This window comes from Streptomyces sp. NBC_01478 (assembly GCF_036227225.1).
In the GTDB taxonomy this organism is placed as follows: domain Bacteria; phylum Actinomycetota; class Actinomycetes; order Streptomycetales; family Streptomycetaceae; genus Streptomyces.
Map to the genome: position 1 here is coordinate 6,767,865 of NZ_CP109444.1, position 21,714 is coordinate 6,789,578.

A 21,714-nucleotide genomic window follows, 5' to 3' on the forward strand; every position below is an offset into this window, starting at 1 on the left:
CGACCGTCGCGTCCTCTCACAGGTAGACCACAGAGGACGCGACGGATGGGGAAGCAATGCGGAGTCTCACTCGACGGGGAGCGCTCGGAGTCGGTGCGGGCGCCGCGGCGGCCGTAGGACTCGCGGGGTGCGGGACGCTCGGTTCGGACGGGCCGAAGCCCTCCTCCGGCGGTTCCGGGAAGGGGTCCTCCGGCGGTCCCACCAAGGCCCTGGAGCCCCGCGCCAAGCCCATCGGTGACGGCTCGACGTCCTTCACCGGCGCCCAGCCCAAGCAGCCCGCGAAGCCCGTGCCGCTGGAGCCGGGGCAGACCCCGCCGCAGTTCGTGATCTTCTCCTGGGACGGCGCGGGCGAGGTGGGCAACGGCCTGTTCCCCCGCTTCCTCGACCTCGCCAAGCAGCACGGCGCGAGCATGACCTTCTTCCTCTCCGGCATCTATCTGCTGCCCGAGTCGAAGAAGCGCCTGTACAACCCGCCGAACAACGCGCAGGGCGCCTCCGACATCGGCTACCTCACCGACGAACACGTCAAGGCGACCCTCACCAACGTCCGGCGCGCGTGGCTGGAGGGCCACGAGATAGGCACCCACTTCAACGGCCACTTCTGCTCCGGCTACGGCACGGTCGGCAACTGGACGCCCCAGCAGTGGCGCAGCGAGATAGACCAGGCCAAGTCCTTCGTGAAGGAGTGGCGCACCAACACCGGCTGGCACGACCTGCCGTCGCTGCCCTTCGACTACGAGAAGGAACTCGTCGGCGGCCGTACGCCCTGTCTCCTCGGCCAGGACAACCTGCTGCCCACCGCCCGCTCCCTCGGCTGGCGCTACGACGCCTCCTCGCCCGGCGGCCGCCAGGTCTGGCCCGTGAAGCGCAACGGCGTGTGGGACTACCCCCTCCAGGCCGTCCCCTTCCCCGGGCACAGCTTCGAGGTCCTCTCGATGGACTACAACATGCTGGCCAACCAGTCGGTCAACTCCACCAACGCGCCCGCCTACAACTACCCGGGCTGGCGTACCCAGGCCGCGCAGGCCTACATCTCCGGTTTCCAGCGCGCGTACGAGTCGAACCGCGCCCCCTTCTTCATCGGCAACCACTTCGAGCACTGGAACGGCGGCATCTACATGGACGCCGTGGAGCAGGCCTTCAAGCACATCGCCCGGTTGAAGGAGAAGGGCGAGGACGTGCGCATGGTCTCCTTCAAGCAGTTCACCGACTGGATCGACGTGCAGAAGCCCGAGGTGCTGGCCCAACTGCGCACCCTCGATGTCGGCCAGGCGCCGGCCGGCGGCTGGAAGTCCTTCCTGGCCGCGAGCCCCAGCACTTCCTCCAGCGCCTCTTCCACGGCCAGCGGAGACGCCGCCTGAAATGCGGGTTTCCGCCCGCCGGACGCCCTTGAGGGGGGCGCGCAAGATCCTCAGAACGGGCATGCGAAACTTTTCACATGAGTGCCGCCAGTCGCGCCCGTAGCCGCTCCGTCCTGTCGACCGCCGGCGTTGCCGTCGCCGCGTTGGTGCTGTCCGCGTGCAGCTCCGGAGGTACCTCCGGAGGCTCCGGCAACACCAACTTCATCACCGGCTCCGACGGCATCGCGACCGTCAAGAAGGGCGACCGCCAGGCCGCCCCCGACCTGTCCGGCAAGACCATCGACGGCAAGACGCTGAACACCGCCGACTACAAGGGCAAGGTCCTCGTCGTCAACGTGTGGGGCTCCTGGTGCTCCCCGTGCCGCGCCGAGGCGGACAACCTGGTCCAGGTCGCCAAGGCCACCGCGGACAAGGACGTCCAGTTCGTCGGCCTCAACACCCGTGACACCAGCACCGAACCGGCCGTGGCCTTCGAGAAGAAGTACGAGGTCCCGTACCCGAGTCTCTACGACCCGACGGGCCGGCTGATGCTCCGGTTCAAGAAGGGCACCCTCAACCCGCAGGCCATCCCCTCCACGATCGTCATCGACCGGGACGGGAAGATCGCGGCACGCGCACTCCAGGCACTCAGCGAGGACAAGCTGCGCGAGATGCTCGACCCGGTCATCGCGGAGAAGTGAGCTGACGTGCTCATCGCCGCATCCACCGGCCTGAACTCCACGGTCTACAGCGGGGCCCTGCTGCTCGCGCTGCCGATCGCGGTGCTCGGCGGGCTCGTCTCCTTCTTCTCGCCCTGCGTACTGCCGCTCGTCCCCGGCTATCTCTCCTACGTCACCGGAGTCAGCGGCACCGACCTCGGTGAGGCCCGCCGGGGCCGGATGGTCGCGGGCGCCTCCCTCTTCGTGCTCGGCTTCACCGTCGTGTTCGTCTCCGGCGGGGCGCTGTTCGGCTACTTCGGGCAGACGCTCCAGGAGCAGCAGGGGGTCATGACCAAGATCCTCGGCGTGTTCATGATCCTCATGGGCGTCTTCTTCATGGGGCTCATGCCCTGGCTGACCCAGCGTGAGTTCCGTTTCCACAAGCGGCCCGCCGCCGGGCTGATCGGGGCGCCCGTGCTCGGCGCGCTGTTCGGGATCGGCTGGACGCCCTGCATCGGGCCCACGCTCGCCTCCGTCATCGCGCTCTCCTCGCAGCAGTCGAGTGCCGGTCGCGGCGCCATACTGACCGTCGCGTACTGTCTCGGCCTGGGTGTCCCCTTCGTCCTCACCGCGGTCGCGTTCCGCAAGGCCCTCGGTGCCTTCGGCTGGGTCAAGCGCCACTACGTCTGGGTGATGCGGGTCGGCGGCACCATGATGATCGTGACCGGCGTGCTGCTGCTCACCGGCGCCTGGGACGCGCTGGTGCAGGACATGCAGGGCTGGTCCGACGGCTTCACTGTAGGGATCTGATCGATGAGCAAGACGTCCACGGAAGCGCCCGAGAACCCGGCGGCTGAGGACCAGGACCTCGGCGCCGCCGGCTCCCAGCTCTCCACCGCCCCCGTCGAGACCGCCATGCCCGGCTCCTTCGGCGGCAACCGCGCCCCCGGTCTCACCGGATGGCTCGCCTGGACCGGGCGCGAAGTGCTCGGCTGGGCCCGCTGGATGTGGCGGCAGTTGACCTCGATGCGGGTCGCGCTGATGCTGCTGTTCCTGCTGTCGCTCGGCGCGGTCCCCGGCTCGCTGATCCCGCAGTCCGGCACCGACGCGCTGAAGGTGTCCGAGTTCCAGGACGCGCACAAGACGCTCGGGCCGATCTACCAGAAGCTCGGCCTCTTCCACGTCTACGGCTCGGCCTGGTTCGGCGCGATCTACATGCTCCTGTTCGTCTCCCTCATCGGCTGCATCATCCCGCGCACCTGGCAGTTCGTCGGCCAGCTCCGCGGCCGGCCGCCGGGTGCCCCCAAGCGCCTCAACCGCCTTCCCGCGTACGCCACTTGGCGCACCGCCGCCGAGCCGGACGAGGTCCGGGAAGTCGCCCTCGCGGCCCTGAAGAAGCGGCGCTTCCGTGCCCACGTCGCCGGGGACGCCGTAGCCGCCGAGAAGGGCTATCTCCGCGAGACCGGCAACCTCCTCTTCCACCTCGCGCTGATCGTGATGCTGATCGCCTTCGCCTGGGGCCAGCTCTTCAAGTCCGAGGGCGACAAACTGATCGTCGAGGGCGACGGCTTCTCCAACACCCTCACCCAGTACGACGACTTCAAGTCCGGCAACCTCTTCAGCGACGACGACCTCGTGCCCTTCAGCTTCAACCTGAAGAACTTCGTCGGCACCTATGAGCGCACCGGCCCCAACCGCGGCACCCCGAGCACCTTCCAGGCCGACATCACCTACAGCCTCGGTGCCTACGGCAAGGCGCAGAAGCACACCATCAAGGTCAACGAGCCGCTGGAGATCGGCGACTCGAAGGTCTATCTCGTCAGCCACGGCTACGCCCCCGTCGTCACCGTCCGGGACGGCAAGGGCAACGTGGTCCTCCACCAGGCCGTACCGATGCTGCCGATCGACTCCAACATCACCTCGCAGGGCGCCATCAAGGTCCTCGACGGCTACAAGAACGCCCAGGGCGTCGCCGAACAGCTCGGCTTCGCGGCCCTGTTCGTACCGACGTACGGCAAGGGCAGCGGCACGATGTTCTCCCAGTACCCCGGGCTCGACTACCCGGTGCTCAACGTGACCGGCTACCACGGAGACCTCGGCGTCAACTCGGGCATCCCGCAGAACGTGTACCAGCTCGACACCAAGAACCTGAAGCAGTTCAAGACCGCCAAGGGCGCCATCCTCAAGGCCCAGTTGCTCCCGGGCGAGACGATGACACTGCCGAACGGCGCGGGGTCGATCACCTTCGACAAGCAGATCAAGGAGTGGGCGGGCTTCCAGGTCGTCCAGCAGCCCGGCACGAGCTGGGCGCTGGCCGGAGCGCTCACCGCGATCCTCGGTCTGGCCGGCTCCCTGTTCATCCAGCGCCGCCGCGTCTGGGTACGGGCGACCACGACCCCCGACGGCACCACCCTCGTCGAAATGGCCGGCCTCGGCCGCAGCGAGTCCGCGAAACTCCCCGAGGAACTCGGCGACCTGGCCGCACTCGTACACGACCGGGCCCCGACGAAGACGGCCGCCGGGCCTAAGGCCGCCAACGCCGCGAAGTCCGGCGCCGGCTCGACGACCGCCGGTGCCTCGACGACCGCGGATGAGTTGAAGGCCGCCGACGTTCCGAAGACGGCCGATGCTTCGAAGACCGGCGGTGCTCCGAAGGCGGCTGACGCCTCGACGACCGCTGATGCTCCGAAGACGGCCGACGCCTCGCGGGCCACGGGTGGGTCGAAGGTCGCCGATGGGTCGAAGCCTGGCGCTGACTCGACGACCGCCGATGAGTTGAAGGCGGCCGACGTTCCGAAGACTGCCGATGCTTCGAAGACCGGCGATGCTCCGAAGGCGGCCGATGCCTCGCGGGCCGCCGATGGGCCGAGGGCCGCCGACGCCTCGAAGTCTGGCGACGGCCCGAAGACGGCCGACGCCCCGAAGTCCGGCGCTGACTCGACGACCGCCGATGGGTTGAAGGCCGCCGACGCTTCGAAGACGGCCGACGCCTCGAAGACCGGCGATGCTCCGAAGACGGTCGATGCCTCGCGGGCCACGGGTGGGTCGAAGGCCGCCACCGCCCCGAAGTCCGGCGCTGACTCAACGACCGCCGATGCCCCGAAGACGGCCGACGCCTCGCAGGCCGCCGATGGGCCGACGGCCGCCGACGCCTCGAAGTCCGGCGACGCCCCGACGACCGCCGACGCCCCGAAATCCGCCAACGCCCCGAAGACCCCCAACCCCGACGCCGACACCCCCGACTCCGACTCCGACCCCGGCGTCGAACCGCCCGTACCCGCCGAAGGGGCTGAGAAATGACTCTCGCCGCCGCAACCGATTTCGCCTCCGCGACCAATCTGGCCACTGCCACCAACGAGCACCTGGCCAACCTCAGCAACACGCTGATCTACTCCTCGATGGCCGTCTACACGCTGGCCTTCCTGGCGTACATCGCCGAATGGACCTTCGGCAGCCGCAGCAAGATCGGCCGTACGGCCGCCGCGCTGACCGGTGCCGGGGTGAAGAAGGCGGACGCGCCCGCCGTCACCGTCAAGAACGCCGGCGGCACCACCGTGCTGGAGCGGCCGAAGGTCGTCGTGCGGGCCGCGTCCGGTTCGCGTGATGTGCCGGACGGTCCCGGCGCGCACGGCGGGGACGAACAGGGCGACCTCTACGGCCGTATCGCCGTGTCCCTCACGGTGCTCGCCTTCCTCGTCGAGCTGAGCGGTGTCATCGCCCGCGCGGCCTCGGTGGAGCGGGCGCCCTGGGGCAACATGTACGAGTTCAACATCACCTTCTCCACGGTCGCCGTCGGCGTGTACCTCACGCTGCTGCTGCTCAAGAAGAACGTGCGCTGGCTCGGCCTGTTCCTGGTCACGACGGTCCTCCTCGATCTCGGCATCGCCGTCACCGTCCTGTACACCGCCAGCGACCAGTTGGTGCCCGCGCTCCACTCGTACTGGCTGTACATCCACGTCTCGACGGCGATCATCTGCGGCGCGGTCTTCTACGTGGGCGCCGTCGGCACGCTGCTCTACCTCTTCAAGGACAGTTACGAGAACAAGCTGGCCAACGGCGGCAAGCCCGGCGCCTTCGCCACCTCCGTGCTGGAGCGGCTGCCCGCCTCCGCGAGCCTCGACAAGTTCTCCTACCGCGTCAACGCGGCCGTCTTCCCGCTGTGGACGTTCACGATCATCGCGGGCTCGATCTGGGCCGAGTCGGCCTGGGGCCGCTACTGGGGCTGGGACCCGAAGGAGACCTGGGCGTTCATCACCTGGGTCGCCTACGCCTGCTACCTGCACGCCCGCGCCACCGCCGGCTGGAAGGGCCGCAAGGCCGCCTACCTGGCCCTGATCGCCTTCGGCTGCTGGATCTTCAACTACTACGGCGTCAACATCTTCGTCGGCGGCAAGCACTCCTACGCCGGCGTGTAAGCGGCAACTCCCGTACGGCGAAGGCCGGTTCCGTGTGACATGGGTCACCGGAACCGGCCTTCGTCGTACGGACAGGTAGAGGGGTGTGGATACGAATCTCCAGTTGAGGAAACGCATCCGCGCGGGGGACCACGACGCCTTCGGTGAGCTCTTCGACGCGTACGCACGCTCCGTCTACAACCATGCCTTCCGGCTCACGGGGGACTGGGCGCAGGCCGAGGACCTCGTGTCGCTGACCTTCCTGGACGCCTGGCGCCTGCGCGGCAAGGTCGACGAGGAGGGCGGTTCGCTACGGCCCTGGCTGCTCGGCATCGCCACCAATGTCACGCGCAACACCCGCCGCGCCGCCCGAAGACACGCGGCCGCCGTCTCCCGGCTGCCCCGTGCCGAGGCCGAGCGCGACTTCGCCGACGAGGTCGCCGCCCGCATCGACGACCGGGCCGAACTGGCCCTCGTACGCGCCGCGTTGGTCACCCTGCGCCGCGCCGAGCGCGAGGTGCTGGCCCTGTGCGTGTGGTCCGGGCTCGACTACCGGGCCGCCGCCGAGGCGCTCGGGGTGCCCGTGGGGACCGTACGGTCGCGGCTCTCGCGGGCGCGCGCAAAGCTCGCGAAACATCTCAAAAGCACGGAACTCCCCCTGCGGGACGGACAGATGAAAGGTGACCGCGGCCCCGCGGTCGGGCCCCCGAGGGAGGACAAGCGATGAACCAGCTCCCGGAACTCCCCGAGAGAGACCTTCCGCCGGGCCGTCACCGACTCCTCAAGGAGCATCTGATGACCGAGATCCGGCACGCGACCGCGACTGTCGAGAAGCCCGCCCCCGTGCGGAGGAAGTGGCTGCGGCCCGCGCTCGCCGCGACCGCCGTCGCCACCGCCGCGGCCGTCGCCTTCGTGGTCCTGCCGTCCTCCTCCAGCCCGAATGGCCCGGACGGCCCGGGCGGCCCGGGCACGTCCGCGCGCCCGTCGAGCAGGTCCGCGGTCGCCCTCCTGGAGGACATCGCGCTGGCGGCCGAGCACGAGAAGTCCTACGGCACCGTCCGCGACGACCAGTTCGTGTACGTGGAGAGCAAGGTGTCGTACGCACACGACGAAGGAGGAGCGAAGAGCACGATCGACCCGCTGCACCGGCAGGAGGTGTGGATGTCGGTGGACGGCCTGCACACGGGCCTGGTGCGGGAGACGGGCGTCGGGTCGCACTCCGTCCCGCCGGACGTGAAGCCGGGCAAGGCCGGCTGGGACGTCTCCTCCTTCTACAACAACGTCAGGACACTGCCGACCGACGCCGACGCGATGTACGACTACCTCGCCAAGTCCGCCCTGAAGTACGGCGGTCAGGAGCAGAACCAGGCGATGTTCGTGCTGGTCGGCGACCTCCTGCGGAACTCGATCGTGCCACCGGAGCAGAGCGCGGCCCTCTTCCGGGCGGTGGCCAGGATTCCCGGCATCACGACGGTCGAGCACGTGGTGGACGCCGAAGGCCGGCCCGGTGTCGCCATCGCCCGCACCGACCCCGACAACCCGCTCCGGGACGAGTGGATCTTCGACGCGAAGACCTACGAGTTCCTGGGCGAGCGCGAGGTGGCCACCAAGGACAACGCCGGCGTGAAGAAGGGCACGGTCACCGCGAACACCGCCGTCCTGCGCCGGGCCGTGGTGGACCGGGCGGGCCAACGGCCGTAGGAATCAGCGCTGTTCAGGCCGGAGGCAGGCACTCCTTCGACGGGGGCCTGCCCTCCGGCCAGGCGATCTTCACGAAGCGGGCGTGGCCCTGCCGGGTGAGTTCCACGATCGGTACGGCCTTGTCGTACGGGTTGCCGTGGACGTCCAGGCAGATCCAGCCGCTCGCCCCGCTCACCCGCAACGAGCCCTTGACCTGCGGCCATTGGAGGCCGACGTCGGACAGGGGCGGGATCTTCTGCTGGTCGGGGGTGGCCTCGCGGATGCCGTGGACGGCGAGTTGCATCGCGTCGTAGGCGATGATCGCCTGGCCGTCGTCGAGGGAGAGCGGGCCGACCGGGCCGACGGGCGCGGTCTTCGCGGCGGCCAGCAACTTGTCGAGGTCCTGCGTGTCCTGGGCCGAACCGCCGGTCGCCGGGGCCTTGTTGAGCCAGGCGTCCGGGTGGGCGAGGGCGGTGAAGCGGACGGAGACACCGTGCTGGAGGGCACTGGTCTCGAGATTGTCGTCGCCGGTCAGGTACGAGCCCTCGTCGCCGGTGAGCACCGTGAACGTCCGTGACTGGCAGCCGCGGCGGCCCAACGCGTTGATGAACTGGCGCAGTTGGGTGTGCCGGCCGGCGAAGAACACCGTGTCCAGCGGCGCGTCCGTGTCGCAGACCAGGTCGGTGATCTGCCGGAAGGTGTTGGGCGTGCTGCCCTCCTGGCTGCGGTCGGCGGGCGGGGTGAACGGCCAGGAGCCGTACGGCGAGCCCTTGAGCAGGGTGCTGAAGGCGTGTTGGAGCGTCTTCGTGTACGGGTCGCCGGGCTTGTCGTAGACCAGCAGCGCCCGGTCCGCCGTCACCTTGGCGAAGGAGGCCAGCGCGCGCGCCTCGTCGGTGTTGGTGGGGGAGACCCGGGCGAGCCCGGGGTAAGGGTCCTTGCCCCGCTGCCCGTTGGCGAGGTCGTCGGCGGTGATGGACGAGCCGACCACCGGCACACCGAGCCGGGTCAGCTTCGCCACGGCCTTCTTGTTGTTGTCGGTGCTCATCCCTATCCCGGTGACCGCCCGCAGTCGGTCGGACGACTTCGTCATCGTCACGATCCGGTCGACCGTCCGCTCCCAATAGACGCCCGTGGCACCGGGGTTGGCGAGCGCCAGCCGGATGTACGGGGTCTCGCCGTTGTTGTCGTGGTTGGCGCGGTACTGCGCGAGATACGCGCCCTGCAACTCGTGCCCCACGTCGTTCAGGGTGTCCGTGTCGGTCGCGGTGAACGGCTCGTAGAGCGCGACGGTGACGTACGTACCCGCCTTCAGGGAACTGTTCTCGCGGGCCACCGCCCGGATGGTGTCGGCGAACCGGCGCTGCCCGAAGTCGAACGCCGAGGCCGACACCCCCACGCACTCCCCGCTGTCCTCGGGGCGGGCCACCCCGGCCGCGCACGAGCGGTCCTCGTGCAGGACGGCGCGGAGCAGCACGACCAGGCCGAAGACCAGCGCGGCGGCGACCACAAGGGCCGTGAAACGGTAGATCGGGATCGTCCGGATCCGCTGGACCAGTTCGCGCAGCCACGGCCTCATCGCGGACCCCCGTTCCGTTCGTCGCCGGCCGGCACCCGCAACGGGCGCCCCGCCAGGGCCTGTTCGGGCCACTGCTGGGCGGCCCGCCACAGCGGTTCGCTGCCCGCGGGCCAGATGTTCGAGAGCTGCTCCAGATCGAAGTGCATCCGGCCCGCGACCTCCACGTCCGGCAGCACCAGCGGGTCCGTCACCTGCCACACCGCGTGCAGCAGCCGCCGTACGGTCAGATGCAGGGCCGGGTCCACACCGGCCGGGGGCTCCTCCTCGGCATCCGTGCGGGCGAGCGCGACGGCCTTGCGGTGGTCGCCGGGGGCGCCGATGTCCCGGCCGTGCGGATCGTGCGCGTGGTAGTACGGCGCGGCGGTGACGAACAGCAGCGTCTCCAGCCAGGCGTACGGCGTGATGGTGCGGAAGGTGTTCCGCAGATACGCCACCGCGTCCGCCGTGTCGCCCAGGGCGAGTTCGTGGTGCAGGCGGTAGCGGGCGCGGGCCGGGGTGTCCGGATTGCCGGGCAGACCGTCGTAGTGCGAGAGCAGCGAGCGGTGCACGGCACGCCAGCGTCCGTGGTCGGCGTCGTCGAGGTGCAGCCGCAGCAGGAGCAGGGTGCGCAGGAAGGGGTCGCCGACGAAGTAGCCCTCGGCCGGGGGCAGTCCCTCCGCGGTGAGTTGGGTGCGCAGCCGGTTCACCCCGGCCGCGCCGAAACTGTCCCCCAGCCGTGCCTCCGCCAGCACCCGCGCCGAGTCCCCGTCGTGCGCGGTGGCGAGCACGGCCAGTTCCTCCGCGAGCCCCGGCGGCACCAGCCGGTCGAGCAACTCCCGGTACCCGGGCCGCCGATCGCTCTCCTCGTCCCCCTCCGGCTTGAGCCCCGCGGTCAGCAACTCGCCCGGACTGACGGCCCCGACGGGCCGGTTCTGCCGTACGGCCTGCCCCAGCACCGCCGCCCCCAGCGGACTGCCGGCCGTCAACCGATGGATGGCGTACGGCAGTTGGGGCGGCACCTCGACACGCGTAGCGTCGCCGTCGGCGGCGCACACGTCGGCGATGACGCGCCGCGCCTCCTCCGGGGTCAGCGGCGGCAAGGACACCAACAGGGCCCGCGACGAGGGCGAGGCGCCCGGCACCCAGCCGCTCGCACGGGCCACCTCCGGCAGCGGATGCCGTACGGCGTCCGGCAGATCGGGATGCCGGTGGCCGCGCAGGCCGGCGAAGAAGACCACCTGGTCGCCGTTGCCGTCGGCCCGCTCCTTCAGTACGGCCTTCATCAGCCCCGGACCAGGACCCGACTGCACGTTGTCCACCAGCACGACCGGCCGCCCGACCCGGCGCATCCGCTCCCACCGGCGCCGGTAGGTGTCGCCGAGGTCGGCGAGCAGCGCCCGCAGCAGCCAGCGCTCGGCGTCCGCGCGGGAGGTGCCGTCGGCGCGGAAGTCCCGGGCGATCTCGATCAGCCCGCGCCTGGCCTCGCCGCTCGCACCGGGGTAGTCGCGGTACCAGTCCGCGCCCGACTTCAGCAGTCCGTTCGGCGTCCACACCAGGTCGAAGAGGGTGTCCAGGGTCGCCTCGATGACGGCCTGGCCCACCGGCCCCGTACCGGACAGATTGGCGATGAGCCGGGAGGCGACCTTGCCGGCCCAGCCCTGCGCGATCACCGCCCAGCGCCGCGCCGGGTCGCTCAGCAGCAGGATCCGCCGGGCCTCCTCGCGGGCACTGTCCTCGTCCCGGGCACCCCAGCCGGTCGCGCACACGGCCAGCAGCCCGGCCTCCAGGCGCGGGAAGTCGATGCTCCCGGCGCCGTGCACCACCGGCTCCCTGAGCTGCTCCGCGATCGTCGTCAGCGCCTGCCACACCGGCGACCAGGTCGCGGCGGGCCGCCCCTCCGGCAGTCGTACGAGCCGGTCGGCCTCGCAGTCGATCAGCGCGACCGGCGTGTGCCCGCGGTACGCGGTCCGCAGCTCGGCCAGCGCCATGCTCTTGCCGAGCCCGCGCGCGCCCGCGAGCACCACGAAGGGCGGTTCCGGGTGTTCGTACGGCGAGGTGAGCAGCTCGTACGGGCGCAGGCCGGTCAGCCGCGCGGCGAGACCGGGCGGCTGTGCCTCGAACAGCGCCACGCGTCCATGCAGCCCTCTCCCCACCGCATCTCCCCCTGAGCGGTCGCCCGGCACTGCAACCGGTTCTATCAACACCAGGGTAAATAGGGGGAGTTGGTTCGGACTAGAGCGAGTGGTGTCCGTTGGGTTACGAAAATGTCGGAACGGCGGACTTCTGGGTGACGGGCTCAGTCGACGGTGATCGAGTCCAGCTTCTCCCGCAGGTAGACATGCGAATCGACAGCCTCGTACGCCACACGCCCGACCGGCGCGGGCACGGACTCCACGAGCGTGCCCGGGGTGCACTCGCCGAAGTAGACGAGCGACATCAGCTCCTCGGCGGGCGCGTCGGCGGGCGGCGGCAGCACGCGGTGCCGTCCCGACCGCCACCGGTCGCCGGTCCAACGGGCCATCAGATCACCGATGTTGATGGTGAACGCCGCCGCGTCGAACGGCGCGTCCTCCCACCCGCCCTCGTCGGTGAAGACCTGCAGTCCCCCCTTCCCGGCCTGCCGGTCGAGGATGGTCACGGTCCCGAAGTCGGTGTGCGGACCGATCCGGAACTGCCCCGGCTCCGGTTCCCCGACGACCTCCATCCCCGGGTACCAGTTGATGTTGAACCCGTACGTCGGATGGTCCATGTGCCGGGAGAAGAAGTCGGGTTCGAGCTCGAGCGCGACCCCGAGCAGCGACAGCAACTGCTTCTCCAGCTCGCCCATCCGGTCCAGGTACTCCTCGCAGAGCGCCCGCAGTTCGGGCATCTCGTCCGGCCACACGTTGGGCGCGTACCACTCCGCGTTGACCACCGGGTCCGCGAAGGGCCGGTGCGTGGCGAAGGTCAGCGACTCCTTCAGGTCGGGCGGGGTCTCGGTCCCCTCCGAGTACCCGTTGGCCTCGGCCCCGGGCCCGAGCCACCCGCGCCCGCCGACCTTGGCGCTGTACGGCTCCTTCACGTCGACCGGCAGCGCGAAGAAGGAACGGGCGGCCTCCCGGATCCGGGACCGCAGCTCCGGATCGACCCCGTGCCCGGTGACCAGCAGGAACCCGGCCGTCTGCAGGGCTTCGTCGACGGTACGGGCGATGTCCTTCCGCGTCTCCTCGTCCCCCTCGATCCAGGGACGGAGATCGATCGTCGGAATGCGGGGTGGGGTCTGGGGCTCAGTCACCGATGTCCTCGTTCCAGAGTTCCGGGTTGTTCTTGATGAAGTCGCGCATCAGCCCGGTGCACTCGGGATCGTCGAGGAGGACGATCTCCACACCGTGCTCGGCGAGCCAGTCGTGCCCGCCGTGGAAGGTGGCGGCCTCGCCGACGACGACCCGCGAGATACCGAACTGCCGCACCAGCCCCGAGCAGTACCAGCACGGCGAGAGGGTCGTGACCATGGTCGTCCCGCGGTACGACCGCTGCCGTCCCGCCGCCCGGAACGCGGCCGTCTCCGCGTGCATCGAGGGGTCGTCGTCCTGGACGCGCCGGTTGTGGCCGCGCCCCAGCAGGGTGCCGTCGGCGTCGTAGAGCGCGGCGCCGATCGGGATGCCGCCCTCGGCGAGCCCGGCGCGGGCCTCCGCGACGGCGGTGGCGAGCCAGGTCCGTGCCTGTGCCTGATCGATGCGGTTCATGGCTCCCACTCTCCAGTGGCCGAAACACGAGGGCAACGTGCGGAAAGTACTCTCCCCGCAACCCTTAACCGGACGAACTGTCCGCGCCTCTGGAGGTTCCCGTGCCCGCACTCACCCTCCGTGAGGTCCTGGCCCTCGACCCGGTCCGCGCCGCCGAGCCCGAGCTCCTCGCCGGCGAGGCCGCCCTCGACCGCCCCGTGCGCTGGGTTCACTCCAGCGAGGTCTACGAGGGCGCGAACTTCCTCGACGGCGGCGAACTCCTCCTCACCAACGGCTTCGGCCTCACCGACACGGACGCCGAGATCCGCCGCCGCTACGTCCGCGAACTGGCGGCGCGCGGCGCGTCCGGCCTGGCGGTGGAGATCGGCCGCTCCCTCCCGACGATGCCGCCCGAGGTCACCGACGAGGCCCGCCGCCTGGGCCTGCCCCTCCTGGCCCTCCACCGGGTCGTCCCCTTCGTACGGATCACCGAGGCCGCCAACCGGGCGATCGTCGCCCGGGGCCTGTCCGGCCGTTCCGTCGTACGACCGTGGGGCGACGACCACACGGCCGCGCTCCTGGCCGACCTCGCGGACCGGGCCGCGCTGAACCAGCCCGAGGTCGAGGCGCGGTCGGCACTGGCCGGCTTCCACCCCGGCCCCGGCGCCCGCCTGATCGGCGTCTCGGTGCACGGCGCGCGCGACGTGACGTCCGTGGACCGGGCGGTACGGCTGCTGGGCGGGGCGAGCGCGCTGCGGGCGACGTTCCCGGGCGACGTACTGGCGCTGCTGGCCCTCCCCGGCACGGTCGCGGGCGACCCCATCCGCGCGGTCCAGGACGCCTTCCGAACGGCCGCCGACCCCGGGCTGACCGTCGCGGTCGGCCACGCCGTCGAGGCGGGCAGCGGCTGGCTCCGCTGGAGCGACACGCTACGGGCGGCCCGTACGACACTGGAGCTGGCGCTGACGGTCCCTTCCGCCGAACCCGCCCTCCCGGACGGCCCGTTGGTGACCTCGGCGCGGGCACTGGCGCTGGAACGGGAGCTGACACGCGGCGGCATCGACACGAACCGCGACCGCCTGGCCCGCCTGGTCCAACACGCGCTGGGCCCGCTGCTGGCGTGGGAGGCGGCCCATCCCAGCGACCTCGTACGGACGTTGGAGGTACACCTGCGCCACGGCTGCTCCCCGACCCGCACGGCAGCCCTGCTCCACATCGGCCGCCAGTCCCTCTACCAACGCCTCGAACGCATCGAGTCGTTGCTCGGCCTGGAGATCGACGACCCGGATCTGCTGGGGGAGTTGCTGGCGGCGGTGTGCGCGCACCGGGTGGTGCGGGGGATGGGGGCGGCTCAGGTGCGGGGCTTGCGGACGGTGGCGTAGGGGGTCAGCGCAGGGTGACGAGGCTGGGCCCGTTGAACGGGGCGTAGCAGGTCACGGTGGGCGGGGTGCGCAGGATGTCGTCCTCGGCGAACAGTGTGCGTACGGCGTCGAAGGAGACGTCGCCGCTGACCACGGGGGCGACACGGTCGTAGAGCTCGCGTGCGGACTCCGGCAACGGCTCGCCGGGCCTGCCCGCGTCCTCGCCCCACACGTCCCAGAGCAGGGTCTCGACCTTGTTCAGGGCGGCGAGGTCGAGGCGGACGGCGCCGGCGACGAACGACTCGCCCCAGAGCGGACCCTCCTCCGGCGGATGCAGTCCGAAGGTCCTGGGGTCGGCGCCGCCCGTGCGGATGGCCCGCCAGGCCTCGCCCGCGACGAGGAAGCGGTCGCGGGGTACGTCCATCGGGTCGAAGTCGATGTTCCAGTGGTCCGTGACGGCGGGGTCGGTGAGCTGGGAGTCGGCGAGGAGCCAGCCGTTCTCGTCGTGCCAGTACTCGGTGACGACGTGGTCGCTGTGGAAGCCGTCGGAACCGAAGTAGTCGACGAAGCCGGAACGGATACGGGCCGGGACACCGAGGTGCCGCAGGAACGAGCAGTGCAGCAGCGAGAAGTCCCGGCACACTCCGACGAACCGGTCGCCGGGTGCGCGCCGCAGGGTGAGCGGGGCGTCGTTCCGCTCGACGAGGATCCGCAGGATGTCGTCGATGTAGCGGGTCTCGGCGTCGTTGTGGAGCCGGTCGGTGGGGTGGGTGTGGTCGTAGAGGCCGGCTTCCAGGCGGTGGATGAGCAAGTCGCGGGTGATGCGGGCGAGTTGGGCGGGGGCGCGGGGGAGGCCGGCGTAGAGGCGGGCGAGGGCGCCGGGGTCGGAGTACGTGCTCTGGGCGGCGTAGAAGGCGCGGAAGTCGAGGGGCATGACACCGCACCGTGTCAAAATTCGCCCCGGATTGTCCAGAGTCGAGGGGCACTTCGGTCCAAGGCTGCTTCACTTCGGGTCGGCTTCACTTCGGGCCGGCGCTACTTGGGGTCGGCGGCGACCGAGCGCCAGATCCGTTCCGGCAGGACGCGCGCGGCCTCGTCGAGATCGAGTTCGACGTCGTCGATGCCGGAGAGCCAGCGGCGGACCACACCGACCAACGGCCCCAGCACGAGGGACTCGATCAGGGGAAGCGGCAGCGGCGCCAACTCACCTGATTCGACATGGGTTTGGATCCAGAGGGCGAACACCGACAGCCGGGCCTCCTGGGAGTCACGCAGTTCCCTGGCCTGGGTCATGTTCCGCTGGTCGGTTCTCGCGGAGTGCAACAGCAGGGCGGCGTCCCGGTGTTCGCGGGCGAAGGCCAGATGCGTCCGGACGATCGCGCGAATTCCCGTACGGGCGGTACGAGTTGCGTGCAGCGCGGTCACCAACTCACCCAGCAACCGGCTCAGCCACCGCTCCGCCAGCGCGTCGAACAGCCCGTCCAGGCTGCCGAAGTGGTGGTACAGACTGCCGAGGCTGACGCCGCTGGCCTTGGTCACGGCGCTGACGGTGAGGCCCTGTTCACCCTGCTCCGCGAACAGGCGCAGCGCGGCGTCGAGGAGCAGGTCTGCGGTGACCTCGCCGCGTTGTTGCTTGGGGCTCATGCGGGACAGCGTATGGGGACCGGGTTCTAGAGTGAATTTCTAGAGCAGATTTCTGGAATGCCCTTCCGGTCTGATCACTCGCCGGTCCAGACTTGCCGGTAGCCGGGCCCGCGTCCGTCAGTCTCGGGGGATACGGATGGCCGCGGGCCCGGCGCCGGACCGAACCGGTGCATAGGATCGCCGGCATGCCCCTGCGTCCTGTTCAGGTGAACATCAAGGCGGTCGACGTCTCGGCGCTCGGCCGGTTCTGGGCGGAGGCGCTCGGCTGGGGTCTCGCCAGCCCCGGCGTGACGACCTACGTGGGCCCCGCCGACGGCCTCGTCTGGCCCGAACCGCTCGGCCTCGGCATCGACCTCGTCCCCGTCCCCGAACCCAAGACACCGACGAAGAACCGCCTGCACCTCGACCTCGCCACCACCTCTACGACCCATCAGGCGGAGTTGGTCGCGCGCCTCCGGTCCCTCGGTGCGACGCCGGTCGACGTGGGCCAGGTCGATGTGCCGTGGACGGTCCTCGCCGATCCGGAGGGCAACGAGTTCTGTGTGCTGGAACCCCGTGAGATCTACCTGGACAACGGGCCGATCGCCGCGGTGGTGATCGACTGCGTGGATCCGCGAGCGATGGCCCGTTTCTGGGGCACGGCAACGGACTGGACCGTGCACGAAGTGGCCGACGACCACGCATCGTCGCGCTCCGCCAAGGGCGTCGGCCCGTACCTGGAATTCCTCCGCACACCTGACGCGAAAACCGTGCTGGACCGTATCCACCTCGATCTGTTGCCGTACCCCGACGACGACAAGGCAGCGGAGGTCGACCGGCTCCGGGCCCTCGGCGCGACCGATCTCGACGTCGGTCAGGGCGATGTCCCGTGGACGTGCCTGAAGGACCCGGAAGCCCACGAGTTCTGCGTTCTCGCGTTGTCCTGACGCGGGGCCCCTCGTTGATACCCCGCCAGTTGTGATGTGCGGGTTGGGCCACTCGCTTCTTTGTCAGTGTCGGGCTTCCGCGGCCCGAGTAAAGGGCGCTCCCTGCGGTCGCGTCGGCTGCGCCGATTCCGCTGCGCTCCACCCTTGACTCGGTCCGCTCCAGCCCGTTTGAGAAGCGAGCGAGCGGCCCGGAGGAATGGGTGGCCGACGCATGAGTTCCCTTGCCGGTACTGCGTTCTGGGCCGGGGTGAGGGAGCGCGCTGGCGTCTCGCCTGCACGCCGGGCCGGCTTAGCGGCGAACGGAGAGTGGGGACTTCCGGAGCAAGACTCCGGGCCTGCGGGCGCAGGGGCGCGTTCGCGTCTCGCCTGCACGCCGGGTCGGCTCGGCGGCCAGCCCCTGGTGGGGACTTCTGCAAGAAGACGGCGGGTCGGCAGGAGGGCTCCGGGTCGGCAGGGAGGTTCCGGGGCGGGAGGGTGGGCCTGTGGCAGTCGGTCGGTCCTGCGCTGAGCTGGGCTCGGCCGTCCTGGGCTGTCCTGGGCTGGGTGGGGGTGCGGGCGGTGGGCCCCGTCCGTCGATCGGGTCTCTCGCCCGGGGTGCCGGTTCGCGGAAATGTGAGGGTCGGGGGTTGAGGTGTGGCATTTCCCGGCCCCGGCAGCCTTCGCTCCCGGGGCTTCCTTCCCGCCGCCGACCGTGTCCTGTCTGGAAGCTGGGGTCTTTCCTAACCGGTCAAAGCCTGTGACGGTGGTTAGTTTTACCTCCAGCCTCCAGCACCCACCCACCCGACGCCCACCAGCCGTTGGCCGCTGAGTCGACCGATCCGGTGTGCCGGCGAGGCGCGACCGCGCCCCTGCTCGCGCAGGCCCGGGGGCTTCATACGGAATCGCGGGCGGGTTCGGGGTCTCGTGCGGAAGCCCCACCGGGGGTTGGCCGCTGAGCCGACGCGGCGTGCTGGCGAGGCGTGATCGCGCCTCTGCGTCCGCAGGCCCGGAGTGCTCGTACCGAAGTCCCCACCCGCCGTCGGCCGCTGAGCCGACCCGGCGTGCAGGCGAGGCGTGAACGCGCCCCTGCACGCGCAGGTCCGGAGTCTTGCTCCGGAAGTCCCCACCGGGGGTTGGCCGCTGAGCCTGCCCGGTGTGCAGGCGAGACGCGAACACGTCCCTGCGCGCGCAGGCCTGGGGTCTGGTACGGAAGTTCCTGCCCGCCGTTGGCCGCTGAGCCGACCCGGCGTGCAGGCGAGGCGTGAACGCGCCCCTGCGCACGCAGGCCCGGGGTCTCGTACGGAAGTCCCCACTCGCCGTTGGCCGCTAAGCCTGCCCGGCGTGCAGGCGAGACGCCAGCGCGCCCCCTCCATCCCGGCCGGGAACGCAGCTCACCCAAGGGAACTAGTGCGTCGGCCACCCATTCCTCCGGGCCGCTCGCTCGCTTCTGAAACGGGCTGGAGCGGACCGAGTCAAGGGTGGAGCGGAGCGGAATCGGCGTAGCCGACGCGACCGCAGGGAGCGCCCTTTACTCGGGCCGTGGAAGCCCGACACTGGCAAAGAAGCGAGTGGCCCAACGGTCACGTACGAACAGGCGCCCACTGCACACCGGCGTCACGTCCAGCTCACCCCTGAGCCACCCTGAGCAGCAACTTCCCCGTACTGGCCCGCGCCCCCATCACCCGATGTGCCTCCGCCGCCTCCTCCAACCCGAACTCCGCCGTCACCGGCAAGGACACCGTGCCGTCGACCACGGTTGCGAACGCCCGCTCGGTCAGGGCTCGTAGGGCTGTCGGGTCAGTCTGGGCCAGGGTCAGGATCGAGAAGCCGGAGACGGACAGGGCGCCGGGGTACAACTCGGGCTGGCCCACTTGCCACGGTGCCGCCGAACTCGCGTTGCCGAAGGAGACCAGGCGGCCGAAAGTCGCCAGGGAGGCCAGGCTGCGCCGGAGGGTCTCGCCGCCTACCGGGTCCAGGGCGAGATCGACCCCGCGCCCACCCGTCGCCGCCCGCACCGGCGCCTCGAACTCGCCCACGAACACCTCGTCGTAGCCGTACCCGCGCGCGAACTCCGCCTTCGCCGCGCTCGATACGACGCCGTACACGGAACCCGCTCCAGCCGCCCGCGCCAACTGCCCCACCACCGTGCCGATCCCGCCCGCCGCACCCTGCACGAGCAGCGTCTCGCCGGGTTGCAGTCGGCCCACCGAGTGGACGAGGGCGTAGGCGGTCGGGAGGACGGTGGGGAGGGTGGCGGCCGTGCGGAGGTCCAAGGTCGGGGGGAGGGGGAAGACGGTCTCCCTCTCCGCGACGGCCACGTCCGCGTACGCGCCGCCCGCCGTCAGGGCCGCCACCACCTGGCCCACGGTGAGACCCTCGACGCCGGCGCCGACCTCCCGTACCCGCCCCGATACCTCAAGTCCGGGTACGAAGGGGAGACTTGGCACCCGGTAGCCCTCGCCCCGCGCCTTGAGGTCGGCGAAGTTCACCCCGGTGTACGCCACGTCGATGCTCACCTGGCCGGCGCCGGGTCGCGGGACCTCCGTCTCCACGACCTTCAGGACTTCGGGACCGCCGTATTCCTGGATCTCGACCGCGCGCATGCCGGACTCCCCGCTCGACTGTTCAATGAAAAGCGAACACTCGTGAGTGTATGGTTTTCGTCGAACACTCGGCAAGCGGAGAGCGCGGGAGGCGGGCATGGCACAGCGGAACACCGTCGGTCATCGGGCCGCCCCCGAACACACCCACCCCGACGACGTCCCCGTGGAAACGGCCCTCGCCGCCCTGGCCGACCCCGTACGCCTCACCCTCGTAAGGGAGTTGGCGGGGTCGGCCGACTGGACCCGGACCTGCGGCAGCTTCGATGTGCCGGTGGGCAAGGCCGCGTTGAGCCATCACTTCGCCGTGCTGCGCGGCGCGGGCCTCGTCGAGCAGCGTGACGAGGGCCCCAGGCGCGTCAACCGCCTCCGCCGGGAGGAGTTCGACGCCCGGTTCCCCGGACTGCTGGCGCTGGTGGTTCGTTGAGGCCCGCGGGAAGGATCAGGCAGCCGACGGCTGAGCCTGCCCCTTCGGGCCCAGGACCTTGCGCAGCACCGCATACAGCACCGCGCTCAGCACGAACCCCACGATCGGCGTGCTGTCACCGAAGGACGGCCAGTGCTTCGGGACGTAGCCGACGTAGTCCTCCTGGTTGGAGAAGAGGGGGACCGAGACCGCGACGCCGATCAACAGGGCTGCCAGGCCTGGCCAGTTGGTGAAGGTGGGGTCGGTCAGGCGGGGGGCCAGTTCCTCGGTGGGCGTGCGGGACTGGGACCAGCGTTCCACCAGGACCACGCCGAGCCAGGGGGCCACCCAGTACGCGATGACCAGCAGGAACGCCTCGTACGCCGAGCCCGCGTCGGACAGTGACGCCCACGCCGCCGCCGTACCGGCCACGCCCGACACCACCACCAGGACACTGCGGTTGAGCCACGGGGGGAGCTTCAGGCCCAGTGCGGTGAGGGAGATCGCGCCGGAGTAGACGTTCAGGGCGTTCGCCGAGATCGCGCCGAGGATGATCGCGATCAGTACCAAGTCGGCGAGCCAGGACGGGAGATGACCGGTGAAGGCCGCCGTCGGGGTCGCGTCCTTGGGGGCCAGGAGAGTCGCCGAGGCCGCGCCCATCACCGCCACGAACGTCACCGACACGAACAGGCCGACCGCCGGGTACAGGACCGTCTTGAACTTGTTCGCCGTGCGCGGGAGATAGCGCGAGTAGTCCGTGGCGTACGGGTTCCAGCCCGCCGCGTAACCCCAGGCCGCGCTGAGCGCGAGGAGGAAGCCGCCTATGCCGCCGCCCGTGCCGCCCCCGCCGAGGTGCGCGTCCTTGAAGGTCCATACGCCGGCCAGCAGGAAGATCACCGCGAGCGCCGGGAACGCGTACTTCTCGAAGGTGTGCACGAAGTTGTGGCCGATGAAGCCGATCAGGATCTCGGCCACCACCACCAACAACAGCGACGGCAGAGGGCGTAGGCCCGTGAGTGTGTTGAGCGCGAATGCCGCGCTCACGCTGTTCACCGCGAACCAACCGACGCCCGCCACAAGGCCGTTGGCCGCCGAGGGGATGATGTTGCCGCGGAAGCCGAAGGAGAAGCGGCCGATCACCATCTGCGGGACGCCGAAGCGTGGGCCGTCCAGGGAGAGGAAGCCCTGTGTGATCGCGCCCAGGCCGGTGCCCAGGACGATCGCCGCGGTCGCCTGCCAGAAGCTCAGGCCGAAGAAGAGGACCGAGATCACGCCGATGTAGACGGTCGCGAACTCGATGTTCGGGGAGGCCCAGGTCCAGAGGAGCTGGAGCGGGCTGCCGTGGCGTTCGGCGTCGGGGATCGGTTCGGCGCCGGCCGTCTCTACGGCGATGACCTTGTCACCGTATTCGGGGGCGAGGGTGCCGGTTGAGTCGGCGGGAGCAGTCGTCATGCGAGGTAAGTGTC

General features: G+C 70.5%; 17 protein-coding genes and 1 pseudogene. 10 read left to right on the plus strand and 8 right to left on the minus strand.

Features of this window, described 5'->3' with window-relative positions; genetic code table 11:
* The first annotated feature begins 56 nt into the window (after nucleotides 1-56).
* The 7 genes and pseudogenes from OG223_RS30655 to OG223_RS30685 all read left to right on the plus strand — a co-directional run bounded on the left by OG223_RS30655 (nucleotide 57) and on the right by OG223_RS30685 (nucleotide 8,094).
* On the plus strand, nucleotides 57-1,361 hold the full coding sequence (locus tag OG223_RS30655; RefSeq protein WP_329255557.1) for a hypothetical protein: 1,305 nt from the start codon (nucleotides 57-59) through the stop codon (nucleotides 1,359-1,361).
* Nucleotides 1,362-1,438: 77 nt separating this feature from the next.
* Nucleotides 1,439-2,041, plus strand: coding sequence for a TlpA family protein disulfide reductase (locus OG223_RS30660; RefSeq protein WP_329255560.1), 603 nt, complete (start codon nucleotides 1,439-1,441; stop codon nucleotides 2,039-2,041).
* Nucleotides 2,042-2,047: 6 nt separating this feature from the next.
* Complete coding sequence (locus tag OG223_RS30665; RefSeq protein ID WP_329255563.1) at nucleotides 2,048-2,809, plus strand: cytochrome c biogenesis CcdA family protein; 762 nt, start codon at nucleotides 2,048-2,050, stop codon at nucleotides 2,807-2,809.
* A 3-nt stretch (nucleotides 2,810-2,812) separates the two neighbouring features.
* A pseudogene (gene resB, locus OG223_RS30670) lies at nucleotides 2,813-4,525 on the plus strand (cytochrome c biogenesis protein ResB); the annotation flags it as partial.
* A 770-nt stretch (nucleotides 4,526-5,295) separates the two neighbouring features.
* Nucleotides 5,296-6,414 carry a c-type cytochrome biogenesis protein CcsB gene (ccsB, locus tag OG223_RS30675; RefSeq protein ID WP_329255566.1) on the plus strand — a complete coding sequence of 373 codons (1,119 nt, stop codon included), beginning with the start codon at nucleotides 5,296-5,298 and terminating at the stop codon, nucleotides 6,412-6,414.
* A gap of 103 nt (nucleotides 6,415-6,517) precedes the next feature.
* Nucleotides 6,518-7,120, plus strand: a complete 603-nt coding sequence (locus tag OG223_RS30680) for an RNA polymerase sigma factor (RefSeq protein WP_329265562.1) — start codon at nucleotides 6,518-6,520, stop codon at nucleotides 7,118-7,120.
* Nucleotides 7,117-8,094, plus strand: coding sequence for a CU044_5270 family protein (locus tag OG223_RS30685; protein ID WP_329255569.1), 978 nt, complete (start codon nucleotides 7,117-7,119; stop codon nucleotides 8,092-8,094). The genes OG223_RS30680 and OG223_RS30685 overlap by 4 nt, the downstream gene beginning before the upstream one ends.
* 13 nt (nucleotides 8,095-8,107) lie before the next feature.
* Here OG223_RS30685 and OG223_RS30690 read toward each other — a convergent pair whose 3' ends face one another.
* The 4 genes from OG223_RS30690 to OG223_RS30705 all read right to left on the minus strand — a co-directional run bounded on the left by OG223_RS30690 (nucleotide 8,108) and on the right by OG223_RS30705 (nucleotide 13,353).
* The gene (locus OG223_RS30690; RefSeq protein ID WP_329255572.1) at nucleotides 8,108-9,649 is read right to left on the minus strand and encodes a hypothetical protein; all 1,542 of its coding nucleotides are present in this window, start codon (nucleotides 9,647-9,649) and stop codon (nucleotides 8,108-8,110) included.
* Nucleotides 9,646-11,781 carry a hypothetical protein gene (locus OG223_RS30695; RefSeq protein WP_329255574.1) on the minus strand — a complete coding sequence of 712 codons (2,136 nt, stop codon included), beginning with the start codon at nucleotides 11,779-11,781 and terminating at the stop codon, nucleotides 9,646-9,648. The genes OG223_RS30690 and OG223_RS30695 overlap by 4 nt, the downstream gene beginning before the upstream one ends.
* A 143-nt stretch (nucleotides 11,782-11,924) precedes the next feature.
* Complete coding sequence (locus tag OG223_RS30700; RefSeq protein WP_329255577.1) at nucleotides 11,925-12,902, minus strand: isopenicillin N synthase family dioxygenase; 978 nt, start codon at nucleotides 12,900-12,902, stop codon at nucleotides 11,925-11,927.
* Nucleotides 12,895-13,353: a nucleoside deaminase gene (locus OG223_RS30705; protein ID WP_329255580.1), complete on the minus strand. Its 459-nt coding sequence runs from the start codon at nucleotides 13,351-13,353 to the stop codon at nucleotides 12,895-12,897. The genes OG223_RS30700 and OG223_RS30705 overlap by 8 nt, the downstream gene beginning before the upstream one ends.
* A 101-nt stretch (nucleotides 13,354-13,454) precedes the next feature.
* Here OG223_RS30705 and OG223_RS30710 point away from each other — a divergent pair, with 101 nt between their 5' ends.
* Nucleotides 13,455-14,714 (plus strand): PucR family transcriptional regulator, encoded by a 1,260-nt coding sequence (locus tag OG223_RS30710; RefSeq protein WP_329255583.1) that lies wholly within the window; start codon nucleotides 13,455-13,457, stop codon nucleotides 14,712-14,714.
* A gap of 4 nt (nucleotides 14,715-14,718) precedes the next feature.
* Here OG223_RS30710 and OG223_RS30715 read toward each other — a convergent pair whose 3' ends face one another.
* Both OG223_RS30715 and OG223_RS30720 read right to left on the minus strand, forming a co-directional pair.
* Nucleotides 14,719-15,627: a transglutaminase-like domain-containing protein gene (locus OG223_RS30715; RefSeq protein ID WP_329255586.1), complete on the minus strand. Its 909-nt coding sequence runs from the start codon at nucleotides 15,625-15,627 to the stop codon at nucleotides 14,719-14,721.
* A 101-nt stretch (nucleotides 15,628-15,728) separates the two neighbouring features.
* Complete coding sequence (locus tag OG223_RS30720; RefSeq protein WP_329255589.1) at nucleotides 15,729-16,337, minus strand: TetR/AcrR family transcriptional regulator; 609 nt, start codon at nucleotides 16,335-16,337, stop codon at nucleotides 15,729-15,731.
* Nucleotides 16,338-16,522: 185 nt separating this feature from the next.
* Between OG223_RS30720 and OG223_RS30725 the strand changes: the two genes are divergently transcribed.
* The gene (locus tag OG223_RS30725) at nucleotides 16,523-17,263 is read left to right on the plus strand and encodes a VOC family protein (RefSeq protein WP_329255591.1); all 741 of its coding nucleotides are present in this window, start codon (nucleotides 16,523-16,525) and stop codon (nucleotides 17,261-17,263) included.
* Between the two features lie 1,604 nt (nucleotides 17,264-18,867).
* On the opposite strand, the gene OG223_RS30730 is transcribed toward OG223_RS30725, so the two are convergent.
* Nucleotides 18,868-19,845, minus strand: a complete 978-nt coding sequence (locus tag OG223_RS30730) for a quinone oxidoreductase family protein (protein ID WP_329255593.1) — start codon at nucleotides 19,843-19,845, stop codon at nucleotides 18,868-18,870.
* 97 nt (nucleotides 19,846-19,942) lie between these two features.
* Here OG223_RS30730 and OG223_RS30735 point away from each other — a divergent pair, with 97 nt between their 5' ends.
* Complete coding sequence (locus OG223_RS30735) at nucleotides 19,943-20,269, plus strand: ArsR/SmtB family transcription factor (RefSeq protein WP_329255595.1); 327 nt, start codon at nucleotides 19,943-19,945, stop codon at nucleotides 20,267-20,269.
* A 15-nt stretch (nucleotides 20,270-20,284) separates the two neighbouring features.
* On the opposite strand, the gene OG223_RS30740 is transcribed toward OG223_RS30735, so the two are convergent.
* Nucleotides 20,285-21,700, minus strand: coding sequence for a purine-cytosine permease family protein (locus OG223_RS30740; protein WP_329255598.1), 1,416 nt, complete (start codon nucleotides 21,698-21,700; stop codon nucleotides 20,285-20,287).
* Between the last annotated feature and the right edge of the window lie 14 nt (nucleotides 21,701-21,714).